The organism is Pseudomonas sp. SCT, from assembly GCF_003864275.1.
Classification (GTDB): domain Bacteria; phylum Pseudomonadota; class Gammaproteobacteria; order Pseudomonadales; family Pseudomonadaceae; genus Stutzerimonas; species Stutzerimonas stutzeri_AE.
In genome coordinates this window covers 694,381-719,283 of record NZ_BDJA01000001.1, presented here as the reverse complement: position 1 = coordinate 719,283, position 24,903 = coordinate 694,381, and the positions used below count along the sequence as shown (strand labels likewise).

The window sequence follows — 24,903 nt, the reverse complement described above, 5'->3', positions numbered from 1 at the left end:
AGATCAGTTCGCCGCAACTAAAGCCCACCGCGAACGCCAAGCCCGACGCCCAGTTCCGCCGCGACGGCGAAGGGCAGCAACAGCGTATCCAGCATGGCGCTGGCGGGTAGGTCCAGCGCGGCATATTTCGGCGGCATGGCACCGAACCGATCCAGCGGGCAACAGCCGCCGTTGAGGCTGTACCAGTCCAGGCGCGTGCCGGAATAGATGATCGGTGCGCCGGGCTTGGCGGCATCCAGCGTGCGGACGCTGGCGCAGCCGCCGAGCAGGCTCAGCGTTGTCAGGACGAGCAGCGCTCGGCCGATCATCTCAGTCGTCGCTAACGATATGGTGCTCACCCCAGCGCGGCAGCATGTCCTGCGGGATATTGAGCAGATTGAGGATGCGCGCGACGACGAAATCGACCAGGTCGTCGATGGTCTGCGGCTGATGATAGAAACCTGGCGAGGCTGGCAGGATGGTTACGCCGAGGTTGGACAGCTTGAGCATGTTTTCCAGATGGATGCTCGAATACGGCGCCTCGCGCGGGACCAGGATCAGCTGGCGGCGCTCCTTGAGGGCAACGTCGGCGGCACGCTCGATCAGGTTGTTGCAGGCGCCGGTGGCGATCGCCGACAGCGTGCCGGTGGAGCACGGCACCACCACCATGGCGGTCGGGGCGCCGGAGCCGGAGGCCGGCGGCGCCATCCAGTCCTCCTTGGCGAACACGCGGATCTGCCCGGCAGCGGCACCGGTGTATTCGGAGAGGAAGGCCTGCATCGCCTGTGGCTTGGCCGGCAACACCACGTCGGTTTCGGTGGCCATCACCAGCTGCGCGGCCTTGGAGATCAGGAAATGCACCTCGCGGTCTTCCTGGATCAGACAGTCGAGCAGGCGCAGGCCGTACTGCGCGCCGGAGGCGCCGGTCATGGCCAGGGTGATGCGTTCCGGTCCGTTCATTCAATCTGCTCCCAAAGCTGCTGCGCTTGCTTATGCCGCGTTGAAACCTTACCCGAACTGCTCACCTGCACCGGCAAGCTGCGCTTCTCGCAAGGTTTCGCCTTGCCCAAGCTTCGCTCGCGACGCGTTGAAAACAAATTCGCCCTGTGCCCGCCACTCGACATTGGCGCCAGCCCGCGCGTGGAAATGCCTTCGGCGATTTCCACCCTACCCATGATCAGCGTAGGGTGGAAAACCGCGAAGCGTTTTCCACCTTGAGCAATCAGCTCAACGCCGCGGCCAGCCTGCCGTGCAAGCCGCCAAAACCGCCATTGCTCATCACCACCACCTGGGTGCCCGGCACGGCGTCAGCTTTCACCTTGGCGATGATCGCCTCCAGCGAATCACACACCGTAGTCTCCACCGGCGAGCCGGCGACGATGGCGGCCAGGTCCCAGCCAAGGTTGGCAGGCGCATACCAGATCGCCTGATCGGCCAGCGCCACGGATTCAGCAAGGCCCTCGCGGTGCGCGCCGAGCTTCATCGAGTTGGAGCGTGGCTCGATCACCGCGATGATCGGTGTATCGCCCACACGCTTGCGCAGCCCGTCGAGGGTGGTTGCGATAGCCGTGGGGTGATGGGCGAAATCGTCATAGATGGTCACGCCATTGACCTCGGCGACCTTCTCCATGCGCCGCTTGACGCTACGGAACTCGCTCAGTGCCTCGGCGCCCTGCTTCGGCAGCACGCCGACATGCCGCGCCGCGGCGAGCGTCGCCAGCGCATTGTTGACGTTGTGCTGGCCGGTCAGCTCCCATTCCACAACGCCCTGTACGACGCCCTCGAAGATCACCTCGAAGCGCGAGCCGTCGGCGCTGAGCAGTTTCGCCTGCCACTGACCGCCATCCCCGGTGGTCTGCACCGGCGTCCAGCAGCCCATGCCGATCACGCGTTTGAGCGCGCCTTCCGACTCAGGATGGATGATCAGTCCCTCGCCCGGCACCGTGCGCACCAGATGATGAAACTGCCGCTCGATGGCGGCGAGATCAGGGAAGATGTCCGCGTGATCGAATTCCAGGTTGTTCAGGATCGCGGTGCGCGGGCGGTAGTGGACGAACTTGCTGCGCTTGTCGAAGAAGGCGCTGTCGTATTCGTCGGCTTCGACCACGAAGAACGGCGTGCCACCCAGGCGCGCGGAGATGCCGAAATTCTGCGGCACGCCACCGATGAGAAAACCCGGGCTCATGCCGGCATGTTCCAGCACCCAGGCGAGCATGCTACTGGTGGTGGTCTTGCCGTGGGTGCCGGCCGCAGCCAGCACCCAGCGTCCCTGCAGCACGTGATCGGCCAGCCACTGCGGACCGGAGACATAGGGCAGGCCCTTGTTCAGCACGTACTCCACCGCCGGGTTGCCGCGTGACAGCGCATTACCGATCACCACCAGATCCGGCGCCGGCTCGAGCTGACTCGGCTCGTAGCCCTGGGTCAGCTCGATGCCCTGAGCCTGCAACTGGGTGCTCATCGGGGGATAGACGTTGGCGTCGGAACCGGTGACCCGATGCCCGAGTTCCTTGGCCAGCACCGCGAGCGAACCCATGAAGGTGCCGCAGATGCCGAGAATATGGATATGCATGGATGCCCTCTGAAGCGGTCAGACCCGCTGAAAACTGCGACGCAGGTTAGCACAGCAGCCCATACCAGCCGACCAGACGCCGTTGGTCAGACGCGGGGCCCGAAAACCGACCGAGCGGTCATCTTCTTGAGCCAGGTCATTCCGCCGCCTGATCCAGATGCGATGCTGCGAGACCAGTTTTCAGACAAGCACAGGGGACTTTCCATGAGCAGCACCTTCTTCATACCCGCGGTGAACATGATGGGCATCGGAAGCCTCGATGAAGCGATGGTCGCCATCGCCAACTATGGCTTTCACAAAGCGCTGATCGTTACCGACGTCGGGCTGGCTCGCGCAGGCGTGGCCGAAAAGGTCGCGACGCTGCTGGCTGGCGCGGATATCCAATCCGTCGTATTCGACGGCGCACAACCCAATCCAACCGTTGGCAACGTCGAGAAGGGCCTGAGCCAGCTGCGCGAAAGCGCTTGCGACTTCATCATTTCGCTCGGCGGCGGCTCGCCCCATGACTGCGCCAAGGGCATCGCCCTGTGCGCCACCAATGGCGGACATATCGCCGACTACGAAGGCGTCGACCGCTCCGCCAAACCGCAACTGCCACTGGTAGCGATCAACACCACCGCCGGCACCGCCAGCGAGATGACCCGCTTCTGCATCATCACCGACGAGAGCCGCCACGTAAAAATGGCCATCGTCGATCGCAATGTCACGCCGCTGCTGTCGGTGAACGACCCGGCGTTGATGGTGGCGATGCCCAAGGGGCTGACCGCCGCTACCGGCATGGACGCCCTCACCCACGCAGTCGAAGCCTATGTCTCGACCGCCGCCACACCGATCACCGACGCCTGCGCGCTCAAGGCCATCGAACTGATCTCGGCCAACCTGCGTACCGCCGTCGCGAGCGGCAGCGACATGCCCGCGCGCGAAGCCATGGCCTATGCGCAGTTCCTTGCCGGAATGGCGTTCAACAACGCCTCGCTGGGCTACGTTCATGCCATGGCTCACCAGCTCGGCGGCTTCTACGATCTGCCGCATGGCGTCTGCAATGCCGTACTGCTGCCTCACGTGGAGAGCTACAACGCCAGCGTCTGCCCCGAACGCCTGCGCGACATCGCCACCGCGATGGGCGTTGAGACCCGCGGGCTCGATGCCACACAGGGCGCCGAGGCGGCACTCGCGGCAATTCGCACCCTGTCGCAGGACATTGGCATCCCCGGTGGCCTTGCCGAGCTTGGCGCCAAGGCCGATGACATCCCGACCCTGGCTGCCAACGCCATGAACGATGCCTGCGGCCTGACCAACCCGCGCCGCGCCACGCAAGAGGAAATCGAAGCCATCTTCCACAGCGCCCTCTGACCCCCCTGGGCCGGGGCTCCTGTCCCCGGCCCGACTGCGCGGCAGCGCTCGCTTTGCCGCCTCAAAAAGCGCCCCTGGCCGCCGCGACAGTATTCAAGTCCTGATCTACGCTTTGTGCAGCGAATCTCCATCCAAGAACAAACTGGAGCCCCCCATGATCTACGCCCCTCCCGGCACCGCCGGTGCCCTCGTTACCCTCAAGGCCCGCTACGGCAACTTCATCAATGGCGAGTTTGTCGAGCCAGTCAACGGGCAGTATTTCACCAACCTCTCTCCGGTTAACGGCCAGCCGATTGCCGAATTTCCGCGCTCCGACGCCGCCGATATCGAGAAAGCCCTGGACGCCGCCCATGCAGCGGCCGACGCCTGGGGCAAGACCAGCGTGCAGGCGCGCTCGCTGATCCTGCTGCAGATCGCCGATCGCATCGAGCAGAACCTGGAGATGCTCGCCGTCACCGAAACCTGGGACAACGGCAAGGCGGTGCGCGAAACGCTGAACGCCGATATCCCGCTGGCCGCTGACCACTTCCGCTACTTCGCCGGCTGCATCCGCGCCCAGGAGGGCACCAGCGCCGAAATCGACGAGCACACTGCGGCCTATCACTTCCACGAACCACTGGGCGTGGTCGGGCAGATCATCCCGTGGAACTTCCCGATCCTGATGGCCGCCTGGAAACTGGCTCCGGCCCTGGCTGCTGGTAACTGCGTAGTGCTGAAACCGGCCGAGCAGACACCGCTGGGTATCACGGTACTGATGGAGGTCATCGGCGACCTGCTGCCACCGGGCGTGCTCAACGTGGTGCAAGGCTACGGTCGTGAGGCCGGCGAGGCCCTGGCCAGCAGCAAGCGCATCGCCAAGATCGCCTTCACCGGCTCCACATCGGTGGGCTCGCACATCATGAAGCGCGCCGCCGAGGCCATCATCCCGAGCACCGTCGAGCTGGGCGGCAAGAGCCCGAACATCTACTTCGAAGACATCATGCAGGCCGAGCCGACCTTCATCGAGAAGGCCGCCGAAGGCCTGGTACTGGGCTTCTTCAACCAGGGCGAAGTGTGCACCTGCCCGTCGCGCGCGCTGGTGCAGGAGTCGATCTATGCACCCTTCATGGAAGCGGTGATGAAGAAGGTCGCGCAGATCAAGCGTGGCGACCCGCTGGACACCGAGACCATGGTCGGCGCCCAGGCCAGCCAGCAGCAGTTCGACAAGATCATGTCCTATCTGGAAATCGCCAAGGGCGAAGGCGCGGAGGTGCTCACCGGCGGCGCAGCGGAGAAGCTCGAAGGCTCGCTCGCCACCGGCTATTACATCCAGCCGACCCTGCTCAAGGGCACCAACCAGATGCGTGTATTCCAAGAGGAGATCTTCGGCCCGGTGATCGGCGTCACCACCTTCAAGGATGAAGCCGAAGCCCTGGCGATCGCCAACGACACCGAGTACGGCCTCGGCGCCGGTGTCTGGACCCGCGACATCAACCGCGCCTACCGCATGGGCCGGGCCATCAAGGCCGGCCGCGTCTGGACCAACTGCTACCACCTCTACCCGGCGCATGCCGCGTTCGGTGGCTACAAGAAGTCCGGCGTCGGGCGCGAAACCCACAAGATGATCCTCGACAGCTACCAGCAGACCAAGAATCTGCTGATCAGCTACGACATCAATCCGCTGGGCTTCTTCTGATGGATCAGCATGGGCGGCGCATGCCGCCCATGCCTTGAACAAGACGCCTGCCGGGCTCCGCCGTGGTGCTGCGGAGCACGCAAAAGGTGCGTTCCTGCCGAACTTGGCTGACAAATCACTGCAAACACCGGTTTGTAGCGTGGGGCATGACGCTTGCTAGGGAGAGACTTGCCAACCTATCCAAGAGGATTCCCCCATGGCTCTCGAACACAGCCGTTCAACGCCACCGCACCACGCAATCGATTTCGAAACCGTTGGCAGTAGTTATTTCCAGGAACGCGAACTGAAGAAAGGCGCCGCCGGTTGGGTGTTGCTGGTTGGCCTCGGCGTCGCCTATGTCATTTCCGGCGACTATGCCGGCTGGAACTTCGGTCTGGCCCAGGGCGGCTGGGGTGGGCTGTTCATCGCCACGCTGCTGATGGCGACCATGTACCTGTGCATGTGCTTCTCGCTGGCCGAGCTGTCCTCGATGGTCCCGACCGCGGGCGGCGGCTACGGCTTCGCCCGCACCGCCTTCGGCCCGCTGGGCGGCTTTCTCACCGGCACGGCAATCCTGATCGAATACGCCATCGCCCCAGCCGCCATCGCCGTATTCATCGGCGCCTATTGCGAATCGCTGTTCGGCATCGGCGGCTGGATGATCTATCTCGCCTTCTACATCATCTTCATCGGCATCCATATCTTCGGTGTCGGCGAGGCGCTGAAGCTGATGTTCATCATCACCGCCGTCGCTGCCCTCGCCCTGGCAGTCTTCATCGTGGCGATGGTGCCGCACTTCTCGGTGGACAAGCTGCTCGATATCGCCCCGACCACCGCTGCCGGTGCCAGCAACTTCCTGCCCTACGGCTACGTCGGCATCTGGGCGGCAATTCCCTACGCGATCTGGTTCTTCCTCGCCGTGGAAGGCGTACCGCTGGCCGCCGAGGAAACCAAGAATCCGCAGCGCGACATGCCGCGCGGCTTGATCGGCGCCATGCTGATACTGGTCGCCTTTGCTGGCCTGATCCTGCTGGTCGGCCCAGGCGGCGCCGGCTCCAGCACGCTGGTGGCATCCGGCAACCCGCTGGTGGAAGCGCTGACCACCGCCTATGGGTCGTCAACCTGGATGAGCGGCTTCGTCAATCTGGTCGGCCTGGCCGGGCTGATCGCCAGCTTCTTCTCGATCATCTACGCCTATTCACGACAGATCTTTGCGCTGTCGCGCGCCGGTTACCTGCCGCGCAAGTTGTCGCTGACCAACCGGAACAAGGCGCCGGTGCTGGCCCTGGTGATCCCCGGCGTAATCGGCTTCCTGCTGTCGCTGACCGGCCAGGGCGACCTGCTGATCCTCGTCGCGGTGTTCGGCGCAACCATCTCCTACGTCTTGATGATGGCCTCGCACATCGTCCTGCGCCTGCGCCGGCCGGACCTGCATCGCCCGTACAAGACCCCCGGCGGCATCGTCACTTCTGGCATTGCCCTGGTTCTCGCTTGCATCGCGGTCATCGCGGGCTTCCTGGTCGACCCGCGGGTGGTGATCGGCGCCGCGATCATCTATGGGATCTTCATCGCCTACTTTGCGATCTACAGTCGACACCATCTGGTGGCCGGCACGCCGGAAGAGGAATTTGCGGCGATCGAGAAAGCCGAGGCATCGCTGCACTGAAGAAGGAGGCTGACATGGCGTACTCGCACAGCGTGGGCGGCACCACCTGGCGCTTCGACGACCTGCGCGAGGTGATGGCCAAGGCCAGCCCGGCACGCTCCGGCGACCTGCTCGCCGGAGTCGCGGCCGACAGCGACGCCGAACGCGTGGCGGCGCAGATGTGCCTGGCAGCGGTGCCGCTCAAGCGCTTTCTCGAAGAAGCGCTGATTCCCTACGAAAGTGATGAAGTGACCCGGCTGATCATCGACAGCCACGACGACGCGGCCTTCGCCCCGGTCAGCCACCTGACCGTGGGCGATTTCCGCAACTGGCTGCTCGGCGATGATGCTAACGAGTCGTCGCTAAAGGCTCTGGCACCTGGCCTGACGCCGGAGATGGTCGCCGCGGTGTCGAAGATCATGCGCGTGCAGGACCTGATCCTGGTCGCGCAGAAGGTCCGGGTCGTCACCCGCTTTCGCAACACCATCGGGCTGGCCGGGCGCATGTCCACCCGGCTGCAGCCCAATCACCCGACCGACCACGGGGCCGGCATCGCCGCGAGCATCCTCGACGGCCTGCTCTACGGCAACGGCGATGCGGTGATCGGCATCAACCCGGCCACCGACAGCACCAGCGGCATCTGCGAGTTGCTGAAAATGCTCGACGCGGTGATCGGCCGCTACGAGATTCCGACCCAGGCCTGCATCCTCACCCACGTCACCACGTCCATCGAGGCGATCAACCGCGGCGCACCGCTGGATCTGGTGTTCCAGTCCATCGCCGGCACCGAGGCGGCCAACGCCAGCTTCGGCATCAGCCTGGCGACCCTGCAGGAAGGCTACGAGGCCGGGCTGTCGCAGAACCGCGGCACCCTCGGCGACAACCTCATGTATTTCGAGACCGGCCAGGGCAGCGCGCTCTCGGCCAACGCCCACCACGGCGTCGATCAGCAGACCTGCGAAGCCCGCGCCTACGCCGTCGCACGCAGCTACAAGCCGCTGCTGGTGAACACCGTGGTGGGCTTTATCGGCCCGGAGTACCTCTACAACGGCAAGCAGATCATCCGCGCCGGGCTGGAAGACCACTTCTGCGGCAAGCTGCTCGGCGTGCCCATGGGGTGCGACATCTGCTACACCAACCACGCCGAAGCCGATCAGGACGACATGGACATGCTGCTGACCCTGCTCGGCACGGCGGGCATCAACTTCATCATGGGCATCCCGGGCTCGGACGACGTGATGCTCAACTACCAGACCACCTCCTTCCACGACGCGCTCTACGTGCGCCAGGTGCTCGGCCTCAGGCCCGCGCCGGAATTCGAGGAATGGCTGGCGAAGATGCAGATCCTCCGCCAGGACGGCAATCGCCTGCAGCTCGGCCGCGAGCTGCCCGAAGCCTTCCGCCGGGCGCTGGAGAAAATGGCATGAAGCCGCTCTCGTTTCCTCGCCCATCCTCAGGTGGAAAACGCTGCACGCTTTTCCACGCGGCTGACCGTCACGCTCCGAGGTAGCCATGCCCGACCGCTCCCCCACCACCGAAAACCCCTGGCAGCACCTGCGCCAGCTGACCCCGGCACGCATCGCCCTTGGCCGGGCTGGTGTCAGCCTGCCCACCGACGCGCAGCTGGATTTCCAGTTCGCCCATGCCCAGGCGCGCGACGCGGTGCATCTGCCGCTGGATTGCGCAGCGCTGGCTGGCGAGCTGGAGAAACATAAACTTGGCTGCCTGCACCTGCGCAGTGCTGCTTCAGACCGGCAGATCTATCTGCAGCGTCCCGACCTCGGTCGGCGCCTCGACGAAGCCAGCGCCGCGACGCTCGACGAGCACGCTGGCGAAGGCTGCGATCTGGCGCTGGTGATCGCCGACGGCCTCTCCGCCCTGGCCGTGCAACGCCACGCCGCACCGATGGCCTTGAAGATCGCCGAGCACTGTCAGGCCGAAGGCTGGTCGCTCGGGCCGATTATCCTGGTCGAGCAGGGCCGCGTGGCGATTGCCGACGAAATCGGCCAGCGCCTCAAGGCGCGCATGGTGGTCATTCTGCTCGGCGAACGCCCAGGGCTCAGCTCACCGGACAGCCTGGGCCTGTACTTCACCTGGGCGCCAGAGGTCGGCCGGCACGATGCGCAGCGCAACTGCATTTCCAACATTCGCCCCGAGGGCCTGAGCTACAACCTCGCCGCGCACCGCCTGCTCTATCTGATGCGCGAAGCCAGCCGCCGACAGCTCTCCGGCGTACAGCTCAAGGACGAAGCGGAAGTAGCGGCGCTGGAAGGCGAACCTCGCGCCGGCAACTTTCTGCTCGGCTGAGCCGGTTCAGGCCTGCTGCCAGGGCTCCAGCGTCTGGCTGTAGACCACCGTGCCGTCGATGTCGCGCAGGCTTACCTGCAACGCGGCGGTCTGCGCGTCGATCTCCACCTCGCCGAAGAACTGGAAGCCTGCCCGCGGCGAGCTGTTCGCAGTTGGCGGCGCCTTCTGGAACACCACCTCCGGGCCGAAGGTGCCGTCCAGCGGGTTCGGCCCGAAGCTGCCGGCATTCAGCGGGCCTGCGACGAATTCCCAGAACGGCTCGAACTGCTGATAGGCCGCGCGATTGGGGTGGTAGTAATGCGCCGCGCAGTAATGCACATCCGCGGTCAGCCAGACAGTGTTGCGCACTCGCGCGCGCTGGATGAAGGTCAGCAGCTCGGCGATTTCCAGCTCGCGGCCAAGCGCCTCGCCGTCATGGCCATTGGCGATCGCCTCCCAACGCGGGCCGTCCGGTACGTGCAGGCCGATGGGCATGTCGGCGGCGATGACCTTCCAGGTCGCGCGCGATGCCCGCAGCTCGCGCTTGAGCCAGCGCAGCTGCTCGCGGCCGAGAAATACCGTATCCGCGCCCTGCTCCGTTTGCAGATTATGGGTGTTCGGCCCGCGGTAGCTGCGCATGTCCAGCACGAACACATCCAGCAGCGGCCCGTAGCTGACTTTGCGATAGATGCGCCCCTGCGTGTCGCCACGGGCCATGCGCATCGGCGCGTATTCGAGATAGGCCTGGCGGGCGCGCTGCACCAGGGTATCGATGTCGCGCACCTGCTGATAGCGGTCGTCCAGTTGCTTGCTCGGCGACCAGTTGTTGGTCACCTCGTGATCGTCCCACTGCCAGATCTGCGGCACCTCGGCGTTGAAGGCCCGGAGGTTCTCGTCCAGCAGGTTGTAGCGGTAGTTGCCGCGAAACTCGTTGAGCGTCTCGGCAACCTTGCTCTTTTCCTCGGTGACCAGGTTGCGCCAGATGCTGCCGTCCTCGGCGGTAACCTCGGCGGGGATCGGCCCGTCGGCATAGATCACATCGCCGCTGTGCAGGAAGAAATCCGGCCGGCGCATGCGCATGCTTTCGTAGATGCGCATGCCGCCGAAGTCCGGGTTGATGCCGTAACCCTGGCCACAGGTGTCACCGCCCCAGACGAAGCGAATGTCGCGCGGGCGCGTTGGTGCGCTGCGCAGATGGCCGAACCAGGGCTCGCTGAGCATGCCGCTGCGGGCATCTTCAAAGCGCGCGCGGTAGAAGATCGATTGATCCGCCGGCAGCCCGCGCAGGTCGACGCGGGCAGTGAAGTCCTGGCCGGCATCGGTGATCGAAGAAACCATGCGCCGCGGATTGCCGAAGCGACTGCGCGTATCCCACTCGACGATCAGGCGGCCGGGGCGGTCGCAGCGGCTCCAGATCAGCGCGCGGTCGCCCGCCACGTCACCGGATTGCACACCGTCAAGCATCTGCGGGCGTTCGCGCGGCGCGGCGATAATGGCGGGCGCAACGCCCAGAGCCGGCAGGGCGAGGCCGGCGCCGATGCCCTGCAGCAGTTGGCGGCGTTTCTGATCCGGTGCGGACATGTCGAAGTCTCCTTGCGAGTGGGTGTCCACCCGATTTACCCACCATGCTTGACAGTCCCGTGACGCGCCGACCGGCGGTACTTCATTGCTTGTCGCATCCTGCAGCCACGCTTAATGTGGGCGCCCCGCCCCGCTGGATGTTTCACCATGTGGTCCTACCGCGCCTGGCAGCGCAAACGCATCCTCGCCCGCAACCCGGTCAGCCCAGAGCTGTGGCAGCAGGTGCTCGACAGCCTGCCGATTCTCGACGGCCTGAGCGAAGACGAGTTGAGCCGCTTGCGTGAGCGCGCCGTGCTATTTCTGCATGAAAAGCGCCTGACGCCGCTGGCGGGCGTCGAGCTGCAACCCCAGGACCGCCTGCGCCTGGCGCTGCAGGCGCAGTTGCCGCTGCTGCACCTGGCCGAGCTTGGCTGGTATCGCGGCTTTCACGAGATCGTCATCTACCCCGACGACTTCCTCAGCCCGCAGAAGCATCGCGATGCCGCTGGCGTCGAGCATGAGTGGGATGCCGAGCACAGCGGCGAAGCCTGGCTGCAGGGCCCGGTGATCCTCGCCTGGCCCGGCGTGCAGGAGAGCGGCGGCTGGGAAGCCTACAACCTGGTGATTCACGAACTGGCGCACAAGCTGGACATGCTCAACGGCGATGCCAACGGCCTGCCGCCGCTGCACCGACAGATGCGCATCGAAGCCTGGGCCAGCGCCATGCAGAGTGCCTACGACCAGCTCGACCGCCTGCTCGACGCCAACCCCGATGCCGAAACGCCGATCGATCCGTACGCTGCCGAAAACCCGGCAGAGTTCTTCGCCGTCACCAGCGAGTACTTCTTCAGCGCGCCGGATGTGCTGCACCAGATATTCCCCGAGGTCTATGCGCAACTCGCCGACTTCTACCGGCAGGACCCGCTGACACGGCTGCAACGCCTGCAAGCCGAACATCCGGCCTACCGGGAACCTGCGTAGGTTGGGCACGTCGAACCCCGTGCATTGCGCGCGACATTGCGCCTATAATCGCGCCCACTTTTTTCCGCCCCCAGGCCGCGCTGGCCGATCAGGAGCCCATCGTTCATGAGCTACAGCAAAGTCCCGGCTGGCAAAGACCTGCCGAACGACATCTACGTCGCCATCGAAATCCCGGCCAATCACGCGCCGATCAAGTACGAAATCGATCACGACACCGACTGCCTGTTCGTCGACCGTTTCATGGCCACCCCGATGTTCTACCCGGCCAACTACGGTTTCATCCCGCACACCCTGGCCGATGACGGCGACCCCCTCGACGTGCTGGTCGTGACCCCCTATCCGGTCGCTCCGGGTTCGGTCATCCGCTGCCGTCCGGTCGGCGTGCTGAACATGACCGACGAAGCCGGCGGCGACGCCAAGCTGATCGCCGTCCCGCACGACAAGCTGAGCCAGCTGTATGTAGACGTTAAGGAATACACCGACCTGCCGCCGCTGCTGATCGAGCAGATCAAGCACTTCTTCGAGAACTACAAGGATCTCGAGAAGGGCAAGTGGGTCAAGGTCGAAGGCTGGGAAGGCGCCGACGCCGCCCGTGCCGCCATCATCAAAGCTGCCGAGGCTTACCAGAAGTAAGTCGAAGCACTGAAGAAAAGCCGGCCACAAGCCGGCTTTTTATTGCCTGCGATTTGAGGGTCCGCTGGCAGGATGATCAACTGTTCAGGAACGCGGGCTTTCGAGCGGGCGTGGGGCGGCTGCGTAGACTTGATCGCGGCCGCCGTGTTTGGCCAGGTATAGCGCCCGATCAGCCTGCACGATCAGATAATCCGCTTCATGTTGCCCGCCATCGGTGCAGGCCAGACCGATGCTGACGGTGATGGATATCTCGCCGGCTGTCGTCGCCACGGGCGCTTGGGCAATGGCTTGGCGGATCTTTTCGGCGACGCAACGCGCACCTTCCAGGTCGGTATTGGGCAGCGCGATGGCGAATTCCTCGCCGCCGATACGGCCGAACAGGTCATGACCACGCAGCAGCGCAGCGCAGATGACGGCGAACTGCTTGAGCACCACGTCGCCGGCCGGGTGGCCATGCACGTCGTTGACGCGTTTGAAATGGTCGATATCGAGCATCAACAGGCTCAGACCGTCGCCATGCCGCCGCGCGCGCGCAAGTTCCGCGTCCAGCCCGTCGAAAAACGCTCGGCGGCTGCGTGCGCCGGTGAGCACGTCGGTGTTGGCGAACTGTGCCAGCTGGTCGTGCGCCTGACGCAGTCGGGCGGTACTCTGGAAATAGCGGCTGCTCAGCACGAAAACCAGCACCGCCACAGCAAGCAACAGCAGCGAAATGACGCCAGCCGAGGCGAGCAACAGCTCCTTGCGCTCCTCGTGAGCGGCCATGAAATCCTTGGGCGAAAGCATCACCAGTACCACCACACCTGCGTCGGTCAGGCGCCGGTAGGCACCCAGGCGATACTCCCCATCGAGAGAACTCACACCCTCGTAGTAACCGCGGACAGGCGCATCGGGGTCGACGTAGGGCCTGTCTGCCGGCACCTTGAAGCGCCCGTAGCGCCCGGCAATCGGCGTTCCCGAGGCGATGGCGCGCAGGCTGCGGTCGGTGCCGAGCAGGGCGATCGCGCCATGCAACCCGACATCGATCTGCTGGTAATAGTCGGCAAAGAAGTTGGTGGGTACCGAAAGGACAAGGACACCGGCGAACTCACCGTTCTGATGAATGGGCCGGGTGAACTGGATGGTCCACTGCTTCGATACTCTGCCCAGCACCGGCTTGCTGATGAACAGCCGATCCTCTTGCGGGTTGTCGCGATGCACCCTGAAATGCTCGCGATCGCTCAAGTCCACCGGCTTTACCGACGACTCCAGGTTGGAGAAGGCCAGCCGGCCATGCTTGTCGATAACCGCCAGCTGCGCAACGAAGCTGCCGTAGGCCTGCAGTTCCTCGCGGACGTGGCGCTCGAAGTCGGCGTTGTCCAGCACATCTTCACGCATGTCCAGCAGCACGATGTCCATGAGCCTGATCGTGCTCTGGACGTGCGCCTCGAAGGCGGTCGCCAGGTTCATCGCATCGTTGCGCGCGGCCCCGATCATCAGCTCACGCTCATGCCTGATCTCGCTAAACACGAACGCCCACATCGGCACCAGCGCCAGCACGAGTATCAGAGCCGCCAGAAGTCCTGCCTTGCGATTCAAGCTCTCTCCATCGCGCCCGGCGCGAACCTGATGTCCATGAAGCTACCAGACGAACGGTCGCGCCCGCCAGACACGTCGCGAACGGGGAAAGCAGCGGCGTGAAGCAGCGTTGCCAAGCACTCGGGAATCGGCGGTATAGCCGCTCAAGCGGGAGTCAGGGCAGCGCCCTCGCTGTTGCGAGATTCTCCCGTAAGGAGTTCGTGGACGACCAGTACCCGCCGGGTCAGCGTGCTCATCAGCAACGCCGAACTCTGGTAGACGCGCCGCTGCGCATCACTGCCGTGCTCGTAGCTGAAGACAAACGGGTCACCAGTGCCGGCGAGCAGCGCCTCGATGCCGTCTGCCAGCCTGGCACCGGCATCGAACCCGTCGCCAGTGGCCGCACGGCAGCGCGCCAGGTAATCCAGCGACTTGCAGCCGGATAAGGCAGCCGGAGCGTTGCCGCCGGCCATCCAGACCTGATTGGCGGTGATCAGCCTGCCGTTGCCGTCGATTACTCCGATGGCCAGCGGCAAGGCGTCGATGATGCCGCGGGTAAATGCCTCGGCATCTTCCAGCCGTGCCTCGCGCCGCTGCTGCTCGGTCACATCCTGTAGGCAGCCCACCAGCAAACCGGCGGGGTGCGCCTTGGTGCGAATCACCGTGCCGGCAAAATGAAAGTGACGCCAATCCTCGGCGGCGGTGCCGCTCAGACGAACCCGCGCGTCGAACCCTGTCTGCCCCTCGGCCAGATCGAGCATGGCGGCAACGAACCCCAGCCTATCCTGTGGATGCAAACGCTCCAGCAGCGCCTCACCGGCAGCGGCGCCAGACGGCATGCCCAACAGCTGCAAGGCCTGGTCGGAGAGATCCAGGCGCTGACTCGTCAGGTCGAATTGCCAGTCACCGAACAGCCCGACCTGCTGGCTCAGCCGCAGGCGCGCCTGCACCGCCTGCGCTGTCTGGGCGCTCGCCACGTCGCGGCTGATGTCGCTGAAGAACAGGTACAGGCCATCGGCGTGCGGATAGGCATGAATGCGATACCAGCCCTGATACTGCGGCGAAAAGGTCTCGATGCGCCGCGCAATGCCCAGATCCATCACTTCCTGCAGCGCGACACCCAGCTCGGCGCCGCGAGCCTGCGGCAGCAGATCCCAGAGCAGGGTGCCGAGCAGTTCGCTGCGCGGACGCTGCAGAAGGGCGACCGCCCGGCCGTTGAGTTCCACCAGCCGCCAGGAACGATCGAGCCGGCAGAAGCCGTCGTCCAGGTGCTCCAGCAAGGTGGTGAGCTCGTCGTTGGTGGTCTGCAGCTGGCATGCACGCTGTCGCACTTCAGTAACGTCCCAGGACAGCACCAGCATCGATGTGGCTTCGCCAGCGCCGGGCAGCGGCATGATCAGCACGTCCCACCATTTCGCAACGCCGGCCAGCGTCGGGCAAAAACCGGAGAAGCGCGCAGGCTCACCGGCAAGGGCGCGGGCGAAGGCATCCCGCGCGGTCGCGGCCGCTTCGCCGGGCCAGATACCGAGCCAGTCCGAGCCGCGCAGCGCATCGAAATCGCATACGTCCATCAGCTGGCGGCCACGTTCGCTCATCGCCAGCAGCCGCCCGTGGGCATCGAGCTCTTTCAGGCAGGCGCCCTCGGACTGGGCCCATAGCGAACAGAGCTGGCGCAGCAAGGCGACCTCCCCGCGCGCATGGGTCAGCCGCTTGCGCTGGTGCAGCAAGCGCGCGCAAAGATAGACCGGCAAGGCGCCAGCCACGGCAATCCCCGGCAGCACCAGCGCAGGCCCGGCCGGCAGATCGAGCGATCGCCACAACACGCCTGCCAGCAGGCTTATCGCGGCCGCGAGCAGTGCCAGCAGCCATGGCTTCTGCCAGGCCGGACGAGGCGACGCTACCGAGGGGCCGGCGTGCCTTGCCAGATAGGCGTCGACGAACACGTCGGCGGAATGGGGATGCATGGCGGGGTCTCGCTTGCCGGGGCCAGGCCACACTGTGGCGCCGCAGCGGCCGTCGCGCTATCAGGCAAACCCCTAGTCGTCGGGGCTGATCAGCCCTTGGCGCACCGCGTAGAGCACCAGCGACGGTACGTCGTGCAGGTTCAGCCGCGCCATGATCTGCGCGCGGTGAGTGTCCACGGTTTTCACGCTGAGGCCGAGGCCAGCGGCGATATCGCGGGTCGATACGCCGCGGGCGATCAAGCGCAGGATCTCGATCTGTCGCGGGGTCAGCACCGGAGCCAGGCTTGTCTCGCGGCTGCGCCCCTCGACGATCGCCGAGCTGATCACCGTCTGCGCAATTCCGGGGCTCAGATAGGACTCGTTGCGCGAGAGCGCCTGCAGGGCCATGTCCAGTTCCTGCGCGGCGGCATCCTTGAGCAGGTAACCGCGGGCACCCAGGCGCAGCGCCGCCAGCACGTAGTCGGCGGTGGCATGCATGGACAGGATCAGCACCTGCACGTCCGGGTACTGGCCGTGCCACTGGCGCAGCGCATCCAGCCCGCCCATGTGCTTCATGCTGAGGTCCAGCAGCAGAATGTCCGGACGCGCCTGGCGCAGGATCGCTTCGACGTCCTGGCCGTCGCCGCCTTCGGCGACCACCTCGTAGCCGGGCTGATCCTCGACCAGCGCTCGCAAACCGGCCCGCACCAGGGCGTGATCGTCAACCAGGGCAACACGCTTGCTCAAAAGCTCATCCTCATCATCAGTCGTTTGGCGCCGGCAGAAGCGCGGTGATGCGCGTCCCCATACCCGGCAGGCTGGAAATCCGCAGGTCGCCACCGAACGAGGCGACCCGTTCGTGCATGCTGGTCAGCCCCAGGCTCTGGGCGCCCTGCAGCGCTTCGGGTACATCGAAGCCGCGGCCATCGTCGAGGATTTCCAGACGCAATTCGTGTTCATCGCAAACCATGAGGATGCGCACCGTGCGCGCCCGTGCATGCCGCGCGACGTTGTTCACCGCCTCCTGCACCAGGCGGAATGCTGCCACAGCCCTGCCGGGCGGAATTTCTGTGGTCGAGCCGCGAACCTCCAGCTCCCAGCACGTGCCGCTGGCCTCGAGGAAATGCTGCAGGTGCCAGCGCACGGCGGCTTCCAGACCGAGCGTTTCCAGCTGCAGCGGGTGCAGCGACAGCGACAGGCTGCGCACCTTGGCCAGCGCCGCATCCATGCTGGCTACCAGCGGTTGCGACAGCCGCTCGAACTCGCTGTCGCCAGCCTGGCGGCGGATCAGCCGTTGCAGATGCAGTTTCAAGCCGGTCAGGTGCTGGCCGACGTCATCGTGCAGGTCACGCGCCACCTCGCGCCGCTCGATTTCCTGCACCTCGATCAAGCGCTGCGAAAGATGTTGCAGGCGCTGGTTGGCGTCTTCCAGATCGCGCCGCAGCTGCTCGGCCTGGCTGACATCGCGGATCAGCAGTTGCACCTCGGCGTCACCGTCGGCGGGCAGCAGTGTTTCGCTGACCTCCGCTTCGAACGGCTGGCCGTCGCGACATACCAGCAGCAAGCGCTGCGGCTGGCCGGCTGCTGCACCGCGCTGCAGGGCGGCCAACCGGGCGGTCTCGCGGGCGCGCTGATGCTCGGCGACGAATTCGATGAACGGCTGGGCGTCCAGCGGCTGCAGTGGGTCGCCGGCCAGCAGCCGGCGCGCAGCTGCATTGGCGTAGTGGATGCGGCCCTGACGCAGCATCAGCACTCCGTCGGGCAAGCCGTCGACCATACGTTCATAGCGGCGTTTCTCGCCGGCCAGGTCGCCCTCCCCGGCCTTGAGTTCGGTGACATCCATCAGCGCGCCAAACAGCGCTCGCTGGCGACCGAGGAGCTGTATGCGCTCGAACATCCAGCGTTGCTCGCCATTCGCGCCCAGCACACGGAACTCATGGGCGAGACTACCGTGCCGCTCAGCCCGCTCATGAGCGGCGGCGACCGCGGGGCGATCATCCGGGTGCAGGTAATCGAGAAAGGCCGTCCAGCTCAGCGCACCCGCGTTGGCGATGCCGAGCACGTCGCCAATCTCCGGTGACCAGTCGACCTGCTCGCTGCCCGGCAGCCGCTGCCAATACGCCATCTGGGCTAAATGCCGGGCCAACTCCAGCTTTCTGAGAGCGCTGGCCAGCTGCGTTTCGGTCTGGAAGTGCGCGCTGACCTCCTGCGCCATCAACAGCGCGAAGGGCGACTCGTCGATGTCCAGCGCGCTGCAGAGCACTTCGACATTCAGTTCGCGGCCGTCGCGCGCCACATGCTGGCGCAGCCCGGCCAACTGCTGCGGCGTGACAGGTTGAGCCAGCGCCTCCAGCCGCTCCCGCTCATGAGCAGCGTACAGATCGAGGATTTCCAGCTCAGCGAATTCCCCGGCGCTGTAGCCGTAGGCCGCCACCGCCTGGCGGTTACCGCGGACGATGCTCAGGGTACGTTTGTCGAACAGCCACATCGGCGCGGGATGGCGATCGAAAAGCATGCGGTAGCTGTTCTCGGCGCGGCCCACCAGCTTCTGCGAGCGAATCACCCCATCGGCCAGCCGCCGCGTGTACCACCAGATCCCCAGTGCGGTGAACAGCACGAACGCCGCGATGCGCAACGTATAGCTCGACTCCGGCAAGCCCAGCGCGGTGATGATCAGGTTCGTCGTGAAGATCCACACCACAGCCACCAGGGCATAGGCCAGGACGATCTTCCACGGCGCCACCCTCAGCGCGCGGCGCGAGGCGTAAAGATTCGCAGCGACATCGGCAGCATTGGGGATCATTGCGATGCTGTCACTCCTCGAAGGCGTCCGTCCGGCATGAGGCCGTGCGGGGACGCGCATTCCGCCAGATTGACTGTAGACAACCCGCTGCGCCGCTTGATCGCCAGAGCGCGCACCAGAGCACTCCGGCCCCGATGCCCGGCAGATCCGCGAAAAACTTTAGCCACCTGGTGCCTTAGGCCAGCCTAGGGGATTGCCCGATACCCGCCCTGCTCGCGGCTGCCTATCGTTCGCCGCACTTGAACCGGGAGGCAGGGTGAGATGATCGCCTACAGCGCACTTTGGATTGCAATCGCCGCAGGGCTCGCGGGCCTGGGCCTTGGCTGGCCGTGGATGACCCTTGCCGGGCTGCTCGGCAGTGCCGGCGCCGCGCTGCTGCTGCGCCCGCCCGCACCAGCGCAGCAGGCAAACCTCGAGCCGGTAAGCGCACCGGCGGCGCCAACCAGCACGGCAGTCGAAGCGCTGCTGCTGGCTGTGGTGCCCACCTGGCGCAGCAACGTCGATCAGGTGCGCCAGGTGCAGCAAGGCAGTGTCGGCGAACTGTTCAGCCGCTTTGCCGGAATGACGCAACGCCTGCAGCAGACCCTGAACACTTCCGAAGCTGTGGTCGGCGGCAATGGCATGGCCAGCAGCCTGCGCCATGCGCGCGATCAGCTCAATGTGGTGACCGGTGCCTTCCATACTGCCAGCGAGCGCAAGGCCGCACTGCTCGGCACCATCGGTGAGCTGAACCAGCACGCCAGCGAACTGCAGAACATGTCGCGGTTGGTTCAGGACATCGCCCGCCAGACCAACCTGTTGGCGCTTAATGCCGCCATCGAGGCCGCTCGTGCCGGCGATTACGGCCGCGGCTTCTCGGTGGTTGCCGATGAAGTGCGCAAGCTGTCCACGCTGTCGGCCGAAACCGGCCACGACATGGATCAGAAGGTCGGCGAAATCAACCAGGCGATCAGCGCCACGGTCAGCGCCGCCGAAGAACTGAGCAATACCGAACAGAGCAACCTGCACTACCTCGACGAAGTCACCGGCGAGGTCATGCAGGGCCTGAGTGCCAGCCTGGAAGAGCTCGCCGACACCTCGCTGCTGCTGCAGCAGGACACCCGCCACACCCAGGCGGACATCGAAGAAATCGTCGTCAACCTGCAGTTCCAGGATCGCACCGACCAGATGCTCGACCACCTGCAGCAGGACATGCAGCGCCTGCATGAGGCCGTCGACCGCCAGGACAGCGCCGTGCTCGACCCGCACCGCTGGCTGCGCGAACTACGTCAGCGCTTCACCACCGACGAAGAGCGCCACGGCGTCAAACGCAGCAGCGCCTCGACCGACGACGTGACCTTTTTCTGACCCCCGCCAAGGAGACATTTTCATGGGCAAGACCATTCTCATCGTCGACGACTCGCAGTCCATGCGCCAGCTGGTGAAGATGACCCTCACCGGCGCCGGCCACCAGGTGATCGAGGCGGTCGATGGCCGCGATGCGCTGACCAAACTCACCGGGCAGAAGATCAACCTGATCATCAGCGACGTGAACATGCCCAACCTCGACGGCATCGGCCTGGTCAAGGCGGTCAAGGCCAACCCGGCCTACCGTTTCACCCCGATCTGCATGCTCACCACCGAAAGCGAGCAGGGCAAGAAGGCCGAAGGCCAGGCCGCCGGCGCCAAGGCCTGGATCGTCAAACCGTTCCAGCCGCAGCAGCTGCTGTCGGCTGTCGAAAAACTGGCCGGCTGAAATGTTCACACTCCAGCAGCAGGCCAGCGCGGTCGGCACGTGCCTGGCCCTGAGCGGCAACCTGACCATCTATGAAGTGCGTGACGCACGCGACGCGCTGCTGGGTGCGTTCGGCGCGCAGCCCAGCGGGCACTGGCAACTGGACCTCAGCGCACTCGACGAACTGGATACCGCCGGCGCTCAGCTGCTGCTCGCCGCGCAGCGCCAGCTGCGCCTGAGCGACGCCACGCTGGAAGTCTGCAACCCAAGCGCGGAGGCACTCGAACTGCTCCAGCTGCTGCGTGTGCAGACGCTGTTCTCCAGCCACGCGCCGGCAGCAAGCGGAGGCCGCCATGCTCAATGACCAACAGTGGAGCCAACTGCTGCTGAGCTTCGTCGAAGAGGCCCGCGACCTGGCCAAGCAGGCCGAGGAATACCTGCTGCAGCTGGAGCAGACGCCGACCGACGAGGACGCCATCAACGGGCTGTTCCGCGCCATGCACACGCTGAAGGGGTCGGCCGGACTGTTCTCGCTGACGCCCCTGGTGAACTTCACTCATCACCTGGAAAGCCTGCTGATGAAGGTCCGCGAGGGCCAGCAGGCGCTCACGCCGGTGCTGCTCGACCTGCTGCTGCGCGGCCTCGACGAGATCAATGCGATGGTCGAGCTGATCGACGCGGACAGCGGCGAGCTGCCCGTGGACGAAGCGCGCCATGCCGGGCTGATCGCGGCCCTGACCAGCCATGAAGTCAGCCCACTCATTCCGCTGACCGTGATCGAGCCCGACGCCTGCAAGGCTTTCGGGCGCCTCGACAAATGCGCCAACTGCGACCAGGAAGCGGCCTGGCACATCTCCCTGCGCCTGCAGCCGGAGATCCTCGCCAATGGTTTCGACCCGGCCTCCTTTCTCCGCTACCTCAGCCGGCTGGGCGACATCCTGCAGCTGGAACTGATCGACGACGCACTGCCGGCGCTGGCCGACATAGATCCGGAAAGCTGCTACCTGGGCATGGAGATCGACCTGTGCACGACGGCCAGCAAGGCCGAGATCGAGGAAGTCTTCGAGTTCATCCGCGAATTCTGCACGCTGCGTATCCTGCCGCCGAACGCCGCGCTGGAAGACTATCTGCAGCTGATCCACGACCTGCCGGAAACCGACCAGAAGATCGGCCGCATCCTCGTCGCCAGTGGCCTGCTCACCGAGCTGGAACTGGACCAGGCGCTGCGCCTGCAGGCTGCCGACGCGCAACAGCCACGTCCGCTCGGCAGCGTGCTGGTCGAGCAAGGCATGGTGCCAGCCCAAGGCGTCAACGCCGCGCTGGCCAAACAACAGACGGTGCGCGAGAAGCGCAACCAGGAGCACAGCCAGATCCGCGTCGCCGCACACAAGCTCGACGAGCTGATCAACCTGGTCGGCGAGCTGGTGATCAGCGCCGCCGGCGCCCAACTGCGGGCCCAGCTGAAGGGCGACGCCGCCTGCATCGAAAGCACGCAGACGGTCAATCTGCACGTGGAACAGATCCGTGAGGCGGCGCTGAAGCTGCGCATGATCGAGATCGGCGACACCTTCAACCGTTTCCACCGAGTGGTGCGCGACGTCAGCCAGCAATTGGGCAAGGACATCCGCCTGGAGATCCAGGGCGCCGACACCGAACTGGACAAGGCGGTGATCGACCGCCTGGCCGACCCACTGACCCATCTGGTGCGCAACGCCATCGACCACGGCATCGAGCCGGCCGAACAGCGCCTCGCCGCCGGCAAGCCGGCCGAAGGGCATCTGCGCCTGGACGCCTATCACGAGTCGGGGATGATCGTCATCGAAGTTGCCGACGACGGTCGCGGCCTAAACACCCAGCGCATCCGCGAGAAGGCCATCGCCCGCGGCCTGATCGATGCCCAGGCAAACCTCAGCGATCACGATGTGCAGATGCTGATCTTCGCCGCCGGCTTCTCCACCGCCGACAACGTTTCCGACCTTTCCGGGCGTGGCGTGGGCATGGATGTGGTGCGCAGTGCCATCGATGCGCTGCGCGGCACCATCGAGATCGACTCGCGCCCCGGCGCAGGCTGCACCTTCCGCATCCGCCTGCCGCTGACCCTGGCCATCATCGATGGCTTCCTGATCAGCCTTGGCGACGACTACTTCGTCATTCCGCTGGACATGGTCACCGAATGCCTGGAGCTGGAAGCCGATCAGCTCGATGGCGCCGCCTACGGCTACCTCGACCTGCGCGGCCGACCGCTGCCGTGCCTGTCGCTGGCCGCGCATTTCAAACTGCGCGAGGCGCCCAGCAAGCGCCGCAACATCATTGTCGTCAGTCACGGCCGGCAGCAGGCCGGGCTGATCGTCGATCACCTGCACGGTGAACTGCAAACCGTCATCAAGCCCCTCGGCCAGCTGTTCCAGCATCTGCAGGGTATTGGCGGCTCAACCATTCTCGGGAGCGGGCAAGTCGCCCTGATCCTGGATATTCCCAGTCTGTTCCGTCATCTGCACACCCACGTCGAAGCGAGCCCTGCTGATCTGCGTACCAGCCAGCCCCGCCAGATCGCCGCAGGTCAGCAAGGAGAAACCCCATGCAATTCTTCCGCAACATGAAAATCGGCGCGCGCCTGACCCTGGGCTTCCTGCTGGTGGTGCTGCTGACCATCGCCGTCGGCCTGCTCGGCATCCGCAACCTCTCCGAGGTCAGCGGGCTATCCGATCTGATGTACGAGCGCGACCTGACCGGTATCGACGCCGTGCATAGCGCCAACTACTCGCTGATCGTCGCCGGACGTGCCCTGCGCGGCTCGCTGCTGGCCACCACCGTGGAAGCCCGCGACAGCTCCGCCGCAGCGGCACAGAAGGCCCTGGTCGACACCCGCACCACCCTGGAAAAGGCCAAGAAGTCCTTCCACTCCGATCAGGCCAAGGCACTGGTCAACCGCATCGACGAGCCGCTGGCCGACTACGAGCGCCGGCTCAACGAAATCCTCTCGATTCACCTGGCATCGGCCGAACTGGCCGAGCAGAGCGCCTTCAGCGAGCTGTTCCCGGCACTGTCGCGCAGCGGCGAGACCGTGGACAACCTGATGTCCGAAGCGGTGGCGTTCCGCCGCGACCGCGCCCAGGAAGCGAACGCGCAGATCAACGCCATCTACCTCGGCTCGAAGACGCAGATGATCGGCCTGATCCTGCTCGCCGTGGTGCTCGGTTTCATCATCGGCATGCTGGTCACACGCAGCATCACCCGCCCGCTCAATCGCGCCGTCAGCGTTGCCGACAGCCTCGCCGCCGGCGATCTGGGCGTGCAGCTGGAGGTCAACAGCAAGGATGAAACCGGGCGCCTGCTGAGTTCGATGAACAACATGGCCGAACGCCTGCGCAACGTCATCAGCGACGTTCGCAGCGCCGCCGACTCGCTGTCGTCGGCCTCCGAAGAGGTCAGCGCCACCTCGCAGTCGCTCAGCCAGGCCGCCAGCGAGCAGGCCGCCAGCGTCGAGGAAACCACCGCCTCGGTGGAACAGATGTCCGCCTCGATCGCACAGAACACCGAAAGCGCGAAGATCACCGACAACATCGCCGGCAAGGCCGCCAATGATGCCGTCGAAGGCGGTCGTGCAGTCCGCGACATGGTCCAGGCGATGAAGCAGATCGCCGACAAGATCGGCATCATCGACGACATCGCCTACCAGACCAACCTGCTCGCCCTCAACGCCGCCATCGAGGCCGCGCGTGCCGGCGATCATGGCAAGGGCTTCGCGGTGGTCGCCGCGGAAGTACGCAAGCTGGCCGAACGCAGTCAGGTCGCAGCCCAGGAAATCGGCGGTGTCGCCAGCAACAGCGTGCAACTGGCCGAGCAGGCCGGGTCGCTGCTCGACGAGATCGTGCCGAACATCCAGAAGACTTCCGACCTGGTGCAGGAGATCACCGCCGCTTCGCAGGAGCAGAGCAGCGGCGCCGAGCAGATCAACATCGCCATGGGCCAGATGAATCAGATCACCCAGCAGAACGCCTCGGCCTCCGAGGAGCTGGCCGCCACCTCCGAGGAAATGAACGCCCAGGCCGGGCAACTGCTCGAGCTGATCAGCTTCTTCCGCTTCGACGCTGCCAACACCGCCTCGCAGCCGCTACGTCGGCCGGTGCCGTTCGCCAGCCCGCGCCCTGCCGCTACGAGCCCACGCGGCGAGCAGCGGGCACGGACGTCGGTGGACGACAGCCAGTTCGTCAGCTTCAGCTGAG

20 protein-coding genes are annotated in these 24,903 nt (G+C 65.3%); 12 read left to right on the top strand and 8 right to left on the bottom strand.

Annotated elements, in window-relative coordinates; genetic code table 11:
* Positions 1-17 precede the first annotated feature (17 nt).
* The 3 genes from BHD08_RS03300 to mpl form a co-directional block, all read right to left on the bottom strand.
* Positions 18-308, bottom strand: coding sequence for a YceK/YidQ family lipoprotein (locus tag BHD08_RS03300; RefSeq protein WP_125020786.1), 291 nt, complete (start codon positions 306-308; stop codon positions 18-20).
* 1 nt (position 309) lies between these two features.
* Positions 310-939: a flavin prenyltransferase UbiX gene (gene ubiX, locus BHD08_RS03295; RefSeq protein ID WP_019340101.1), complete on the bottom strand. Its 630-nt coding sequence runs from the start codon at positions 937-939 to the stop codon at positions 310-312.
* Between the two features lie 262 nt (positions 940-1,201).
* Positions 1,202-2,551 carry a UDP-N-acetylmuramate:L-alanyl-gamma-D-glutamyl-meso-diaminopimelate ligase gene (gene mpl / locus BHD08_RS03290; RefSeq protein ID WP_125020785.1) on the bottom strand — a complete coding sequence of 450 codons (1,350 nt, stop codon included), beginning with the start codon at positions 2,549-2,551 and terminating at the stop codon, positions 1,202-1,204.
* A gap of 204 nt (positions 2,552-2,755) precedes the next feature.
* Between mpl and yiaY the strand changes: the two genes are divergently transcribed.
* From yiaY to eutC, 5 genes are all read left to right on the top strand, one after another.
* Complete coding sequence (gene yiaY / locus BHD08_RS03285; protein ID WP_125020784.1) at positions 2,756-3,904, top strand: L-threonine dehydrogenase; 1,149 nt, start codon at positions 2,756-2,758, stop codon at positions 3,902-3,904.
* A gap of 154 nt (positions 3,905-4,058) precedes the next feature.
* Entirely contained in the window at positions 4,059-5,579 is a 1,521-nt protein-coding gene (locus BHD08_RS03280; protein WP_125020783.1) for an aldehyde dehydrogenase family protein, read from the top strand.
* 196 nt (positions 5,580-5,775) lie between these two features.
* Positions 5,776-7,224, top strand: a complete 1,449-nt coding sequence (gene eat / locus BHD08_RS03275) for an ethanolamine permease (RefSeq protein WP_015275619.1) — start codon at positions 5,776-5,778, stop codon at positions 7,222-7,224.
* A 14-nt stretch (positions 7,225-7,238) separates the two neighbouring features.
* The gene (locus BHD08_RS03270) at positions 7,239-8,630 is read left to right on the top strand and encodes an ethanolamine ammonia-lyase subunit EutB (protein WP_015275618.1); all 1,392 of its coding nucleotides are present in this window, start codon (positions 7,239-7,241) and stop codon (positions 8,628-8,630) included.
* 85 nt (positions 8,631-8,715) lie between these two features.
* Complete coding sequence (gene eutC, locus BHD08_RS03265; RefSeq protein ID WP_015275617.1) at positions 8,716-9,510, top strand: ethanolamine ammonia-lyase subunit EutC; 795 nt, start codon at positions 8,716-8,718, stop codon at positions 9,508-9,510.
* Positions 9,511-9,516: 6 nt separating this feature from the next.
* Here the strand turns inward: eutC and BHD08_RS03260 are convergent, their stop codons facing one another.
* Entirely contained in the window at positions 9,517-11,070 is a 1,554-nt protein-coding gene (locus tag BHD08_RS03260; RefSeq protein WP_015275616.1) for an alkaline phosphatase, read from the bottom strand.
* A 147-nt stretch (positions 11,071-11,217) separates the two neighbouring features.
* Between BHD08_RS03260 and BHD08_RS03255 the strand changes: the two genes are divergently transcribed.
* Entirely contained in the window at positions 11,218-12,030 is an 813-nt protein-coding gene (locus tag BHD08_RS03255; RefSeq protein WP_015275615.1) for a zinc-dependent peptidase, read from the top strand.
* Between the two features lie 105 nt (positions 12,031-12,135).
* Positions 12,136-12,663: an inorganic diphosphatase gene (gene ppa / locus BHD08_RS03250; protein ID WP_015275614.1), complete on the top strand. Its 528-nt coding sequence runs from the start codon at positions 12,136-12,138 to the stop codon at positions 12,661-12,663.
* An 84-nt stretch (positions 12,664-12,747) separates the two neighbouring features.
* On the opposite strand, the gene BHD08_RS03245 is transcribed toward ppa, so the two are convergent.
* The 4 genes from BHD08_RS03245 to BHD08_RS03230 form a co-directional block, all read right to left on the bottom strand.
* Positions 12,748-14,238 carry a sensor domain-containing diguanylate cyclase gene (locus BHD08_RS03245; RefSeq protein ID WP_015275613.1) on the bottom strand — a complete coding sequence of 497 codons (1,491 nt, stop codon included), beginning with the start codon at positions 14,236-14,238 and terminating at the stop codon, positions 12,748-12,750.
* A gap of 143 nt (positions 14,239-14,381) precedes the next feature.
* A complete protein-coding gene (locus BHD08_RS03240; RefSeq protein ID WP_015275612.1) occupies positions 14,382-16,181 on the bottom strand; it encodes a PAS domain-containing protein in 1,800 nt (599 codons plus the stop codon).
* A 72-nt stretch (positions 16,182-16,253) separates the two neighbouring features.
* Positions 16,254-16,907, bottom strand: coding sequence for a response regulator transcription factor (locus BHD08_RS03235; RefSeq protein WP_015275611.1), 654 nt, complete (start codon positions 16,905-16,907; stop codon positions 16,254-16,256).
* A 16-nt stretch (positions 16,908-16,923) separates the two neighbouring features.
* On the bottom strand, positions 16,924-18,963 hold the full coding sequence (locus BHD08_RS03230; RefSeq protein WP_015275610.1) for a PAS domain S-box protein: 2,040 nt from the start codon (positions 18,961-18,963) through the stop codon (positions 16,924-16,926).
* A gap of 261 nt (positions 18,964-19,224) precedes the next feature.
* Between BHD08_RS03230 and BHD08_RS03225 the strand changes: the two genes are divergently transcribed.
* From BHD08_RS03225 to BHD08_RS03205, 5 genes are read left to right on the top strand one after another with little or no spacing between them, the layout of a single operon-like run.
* Positions 19,225-20,310: a methyl-accepting chemotaxis protein gene (locus BHD08_RS03225; RefSeq protein ID WP_015275609.1), complete on the top strand. Its 1,086-nt coding sequence runs from the start codon at positions 19,225-19,227 to the stop codon at positions 20,308-20,310.
* A 22-nt stretch (positions 20,311-20,332) separates the two neighbouring features.
* The gene (locus BHD08_RS03220; RefSeq protein WP_015275608.1) at positions 20,333-20,698 is read left to right on the top strand and encodes a response regulator; all 366 of its coding nucleotides are present in this window, start codon (positions 20,333-20,335) and stop codon (positions 20,696-20,698) included.
* Between the two features lies 1 nt (position 20,699).
* Positions 20,700-21,041: an STAS domain-containing protein gene (locus BHD08_RS03215; protein ID WP_015275607.1), complete on the top strand. Its 342-nt coding sequence runs from the start codon at positions 20,700-20,702 to the stop codon at positions 21,039-21,041.
* Complete coding sequence (locus tag BHD08_RS03210; RefSeq protein ID WP_015275606.1) at positions 21,031-23,277, top strand: chemotaxis protein CheA; 2,247 nt, start codon at positions 21,031-21,033, stop codon at positions 23,275-23,277. The genes BHD08_RS03215 and BHD08_RS03210 overlap by 11 nt, the downstream gene beginning before the upstream one ends.
* Positions 23,256-24,902 (top strand): methyl-accepting chemotaxis protein, encoded by a 1,647-nt coding sequence (locus BHD08_RS03205; protein WP_015275605.1) that lies wholly within the window; start codon positions 23,256-23,258, stop codon positions 24,900-24,902. The genes BHD08_RS03210 and BHD08_RS03205 overlap by 22 nt, the downstream gene beginning before the upstream one ends.
* The last annotated feature ends 1 nt before the right edge of the window (position 24,903 follow it).

Excerpts from the sequence above, each read along its gene's own strand:
- ubiX (WP_019340101.1), bottom strand. The coding sequence starts at position 939 with ATGAACGGACCGGAACGCATCACCCTGGCCATGACCGGCGCCTCCGGC.
- BHD08_RS03210 (WP_015275606.1), top strand. The coding sequence starts at position 21,031 with ATGCTCAATGACCAACAGTGGAGCCAACTGCTGCTGAGCTTCGTCGAA.
- BHD08_RS03220 (WP_015275608.1), top strand. The coding sequence starts at position 20,333 with ATGGGCAAGACCATTCTCATCGTCGACGACTCGCAGTCCATGCGCCAG.
- BHD08_RS03255 (WP_015275615.1), top strand. The coding sequence starts at position 11,218 with ATGTGGTCCTACCGCGCCTGGCAGCGCAAACGCATCCTCGCCCGCAAC.
- BHD08_RS03300 (WP_125020786.1), bottom strand. The coding sequence starts at position 308 with ATGATCGGCCGAGCGCTGCTCGTCCTGACAACGCTGAGCCTGCTCGGC.
- eat (WP_015275619.1), top strand. The coding sequence starts at position 5,776 with ATGGCTCTCGAACACAGCCGTTCAACGCCACCGCACCACGCAATCGAT.
- BHD08_RS03280 (WP_125020783.1), top strand. The coding sequence starts at position 4,059 with ATGATCTACGCCCCTCCCGGCACCGCCGGTGCCCTCGTTACCCTCAAG.
- BHD08_RS03230 (WP_015275610.1), bottom strand. The coding sequence starts at position 18,963 with ATGATCCCCAATGCTGCCGATGTCGCTGCGAATCTTTACGCCTCGCGC.
- eutC (WP_015275617.1), top strand. The coding sequence starts at position 8,716 with ATGCCCGACCGCTCCCCCACCACCGAAAACCCCTGGCAGCACCTGCGC.
- ppa (WP_015275614.1), top strand. The coding sequence starts at position 12,136 with ATGAGCTACAGCAAAGTCCCGGCTGGCAAAGACCTGCCGAACGACATC.
- BHD08_RS03240 (WP_015275612.1), bottom strand. The coding sequence starts at position 16,181 with ATGCATCCCCATTCCGCCGACGTGTTCGTCGACGCCTATCTGGCAAGG.
- mpl (WP_125020785.1), bottom strand. The coding sequence starts at position 2,551 with ATGCATATCCATATTCTCGGCATCTGCGGCACCTTCATGGGTTCGCTC.
- yiaY (WP_125020784.1), top strand. The coding sequence starts at position 2,756 with ATGAGCAGCACCTTCTTCATACCCGCGGTGAACATGATGGGCATCGGA.
- BHD08_RS03215 (WP_015275607.1), top strand. The coding sequence starts at position 20,700 with ATGTTCACACTCCAGCAGCAGGCCAGCGCGGTCGGCACGTGCCTGGCC.
- BHD08_RS03225 (WP_015275609.1), top strand. The coding sequence starts at position 19,225 with ATGATCGCCTACAGCGCACTTTGGATTGCAATCGCCGCAGGGCTCGCG.
- BHD08_RS03260 (WP_015275616.1), bottom strand. The coding sequence starts at position 11,070 with ATGTCCGCACCGGATCAGAAACGCCGCCAACTGCTGCAGGGCATCGGC.
- BHD08_RS03270 (WP_015275618.1), top strand. The coding sequence starts at position 7,239 with ATGGCGTACTCGCACAGCGTGGGCGGCACCACCTGGCGCTTCGACGAC.
- BHD08_RS03205 (WP_015275605.1), top strand. The coding sequence starts at position 23,256 with ATGCAATTCTTCCGCAACATGAAAATCGGCGCGCGCCTGACCCTGGGC.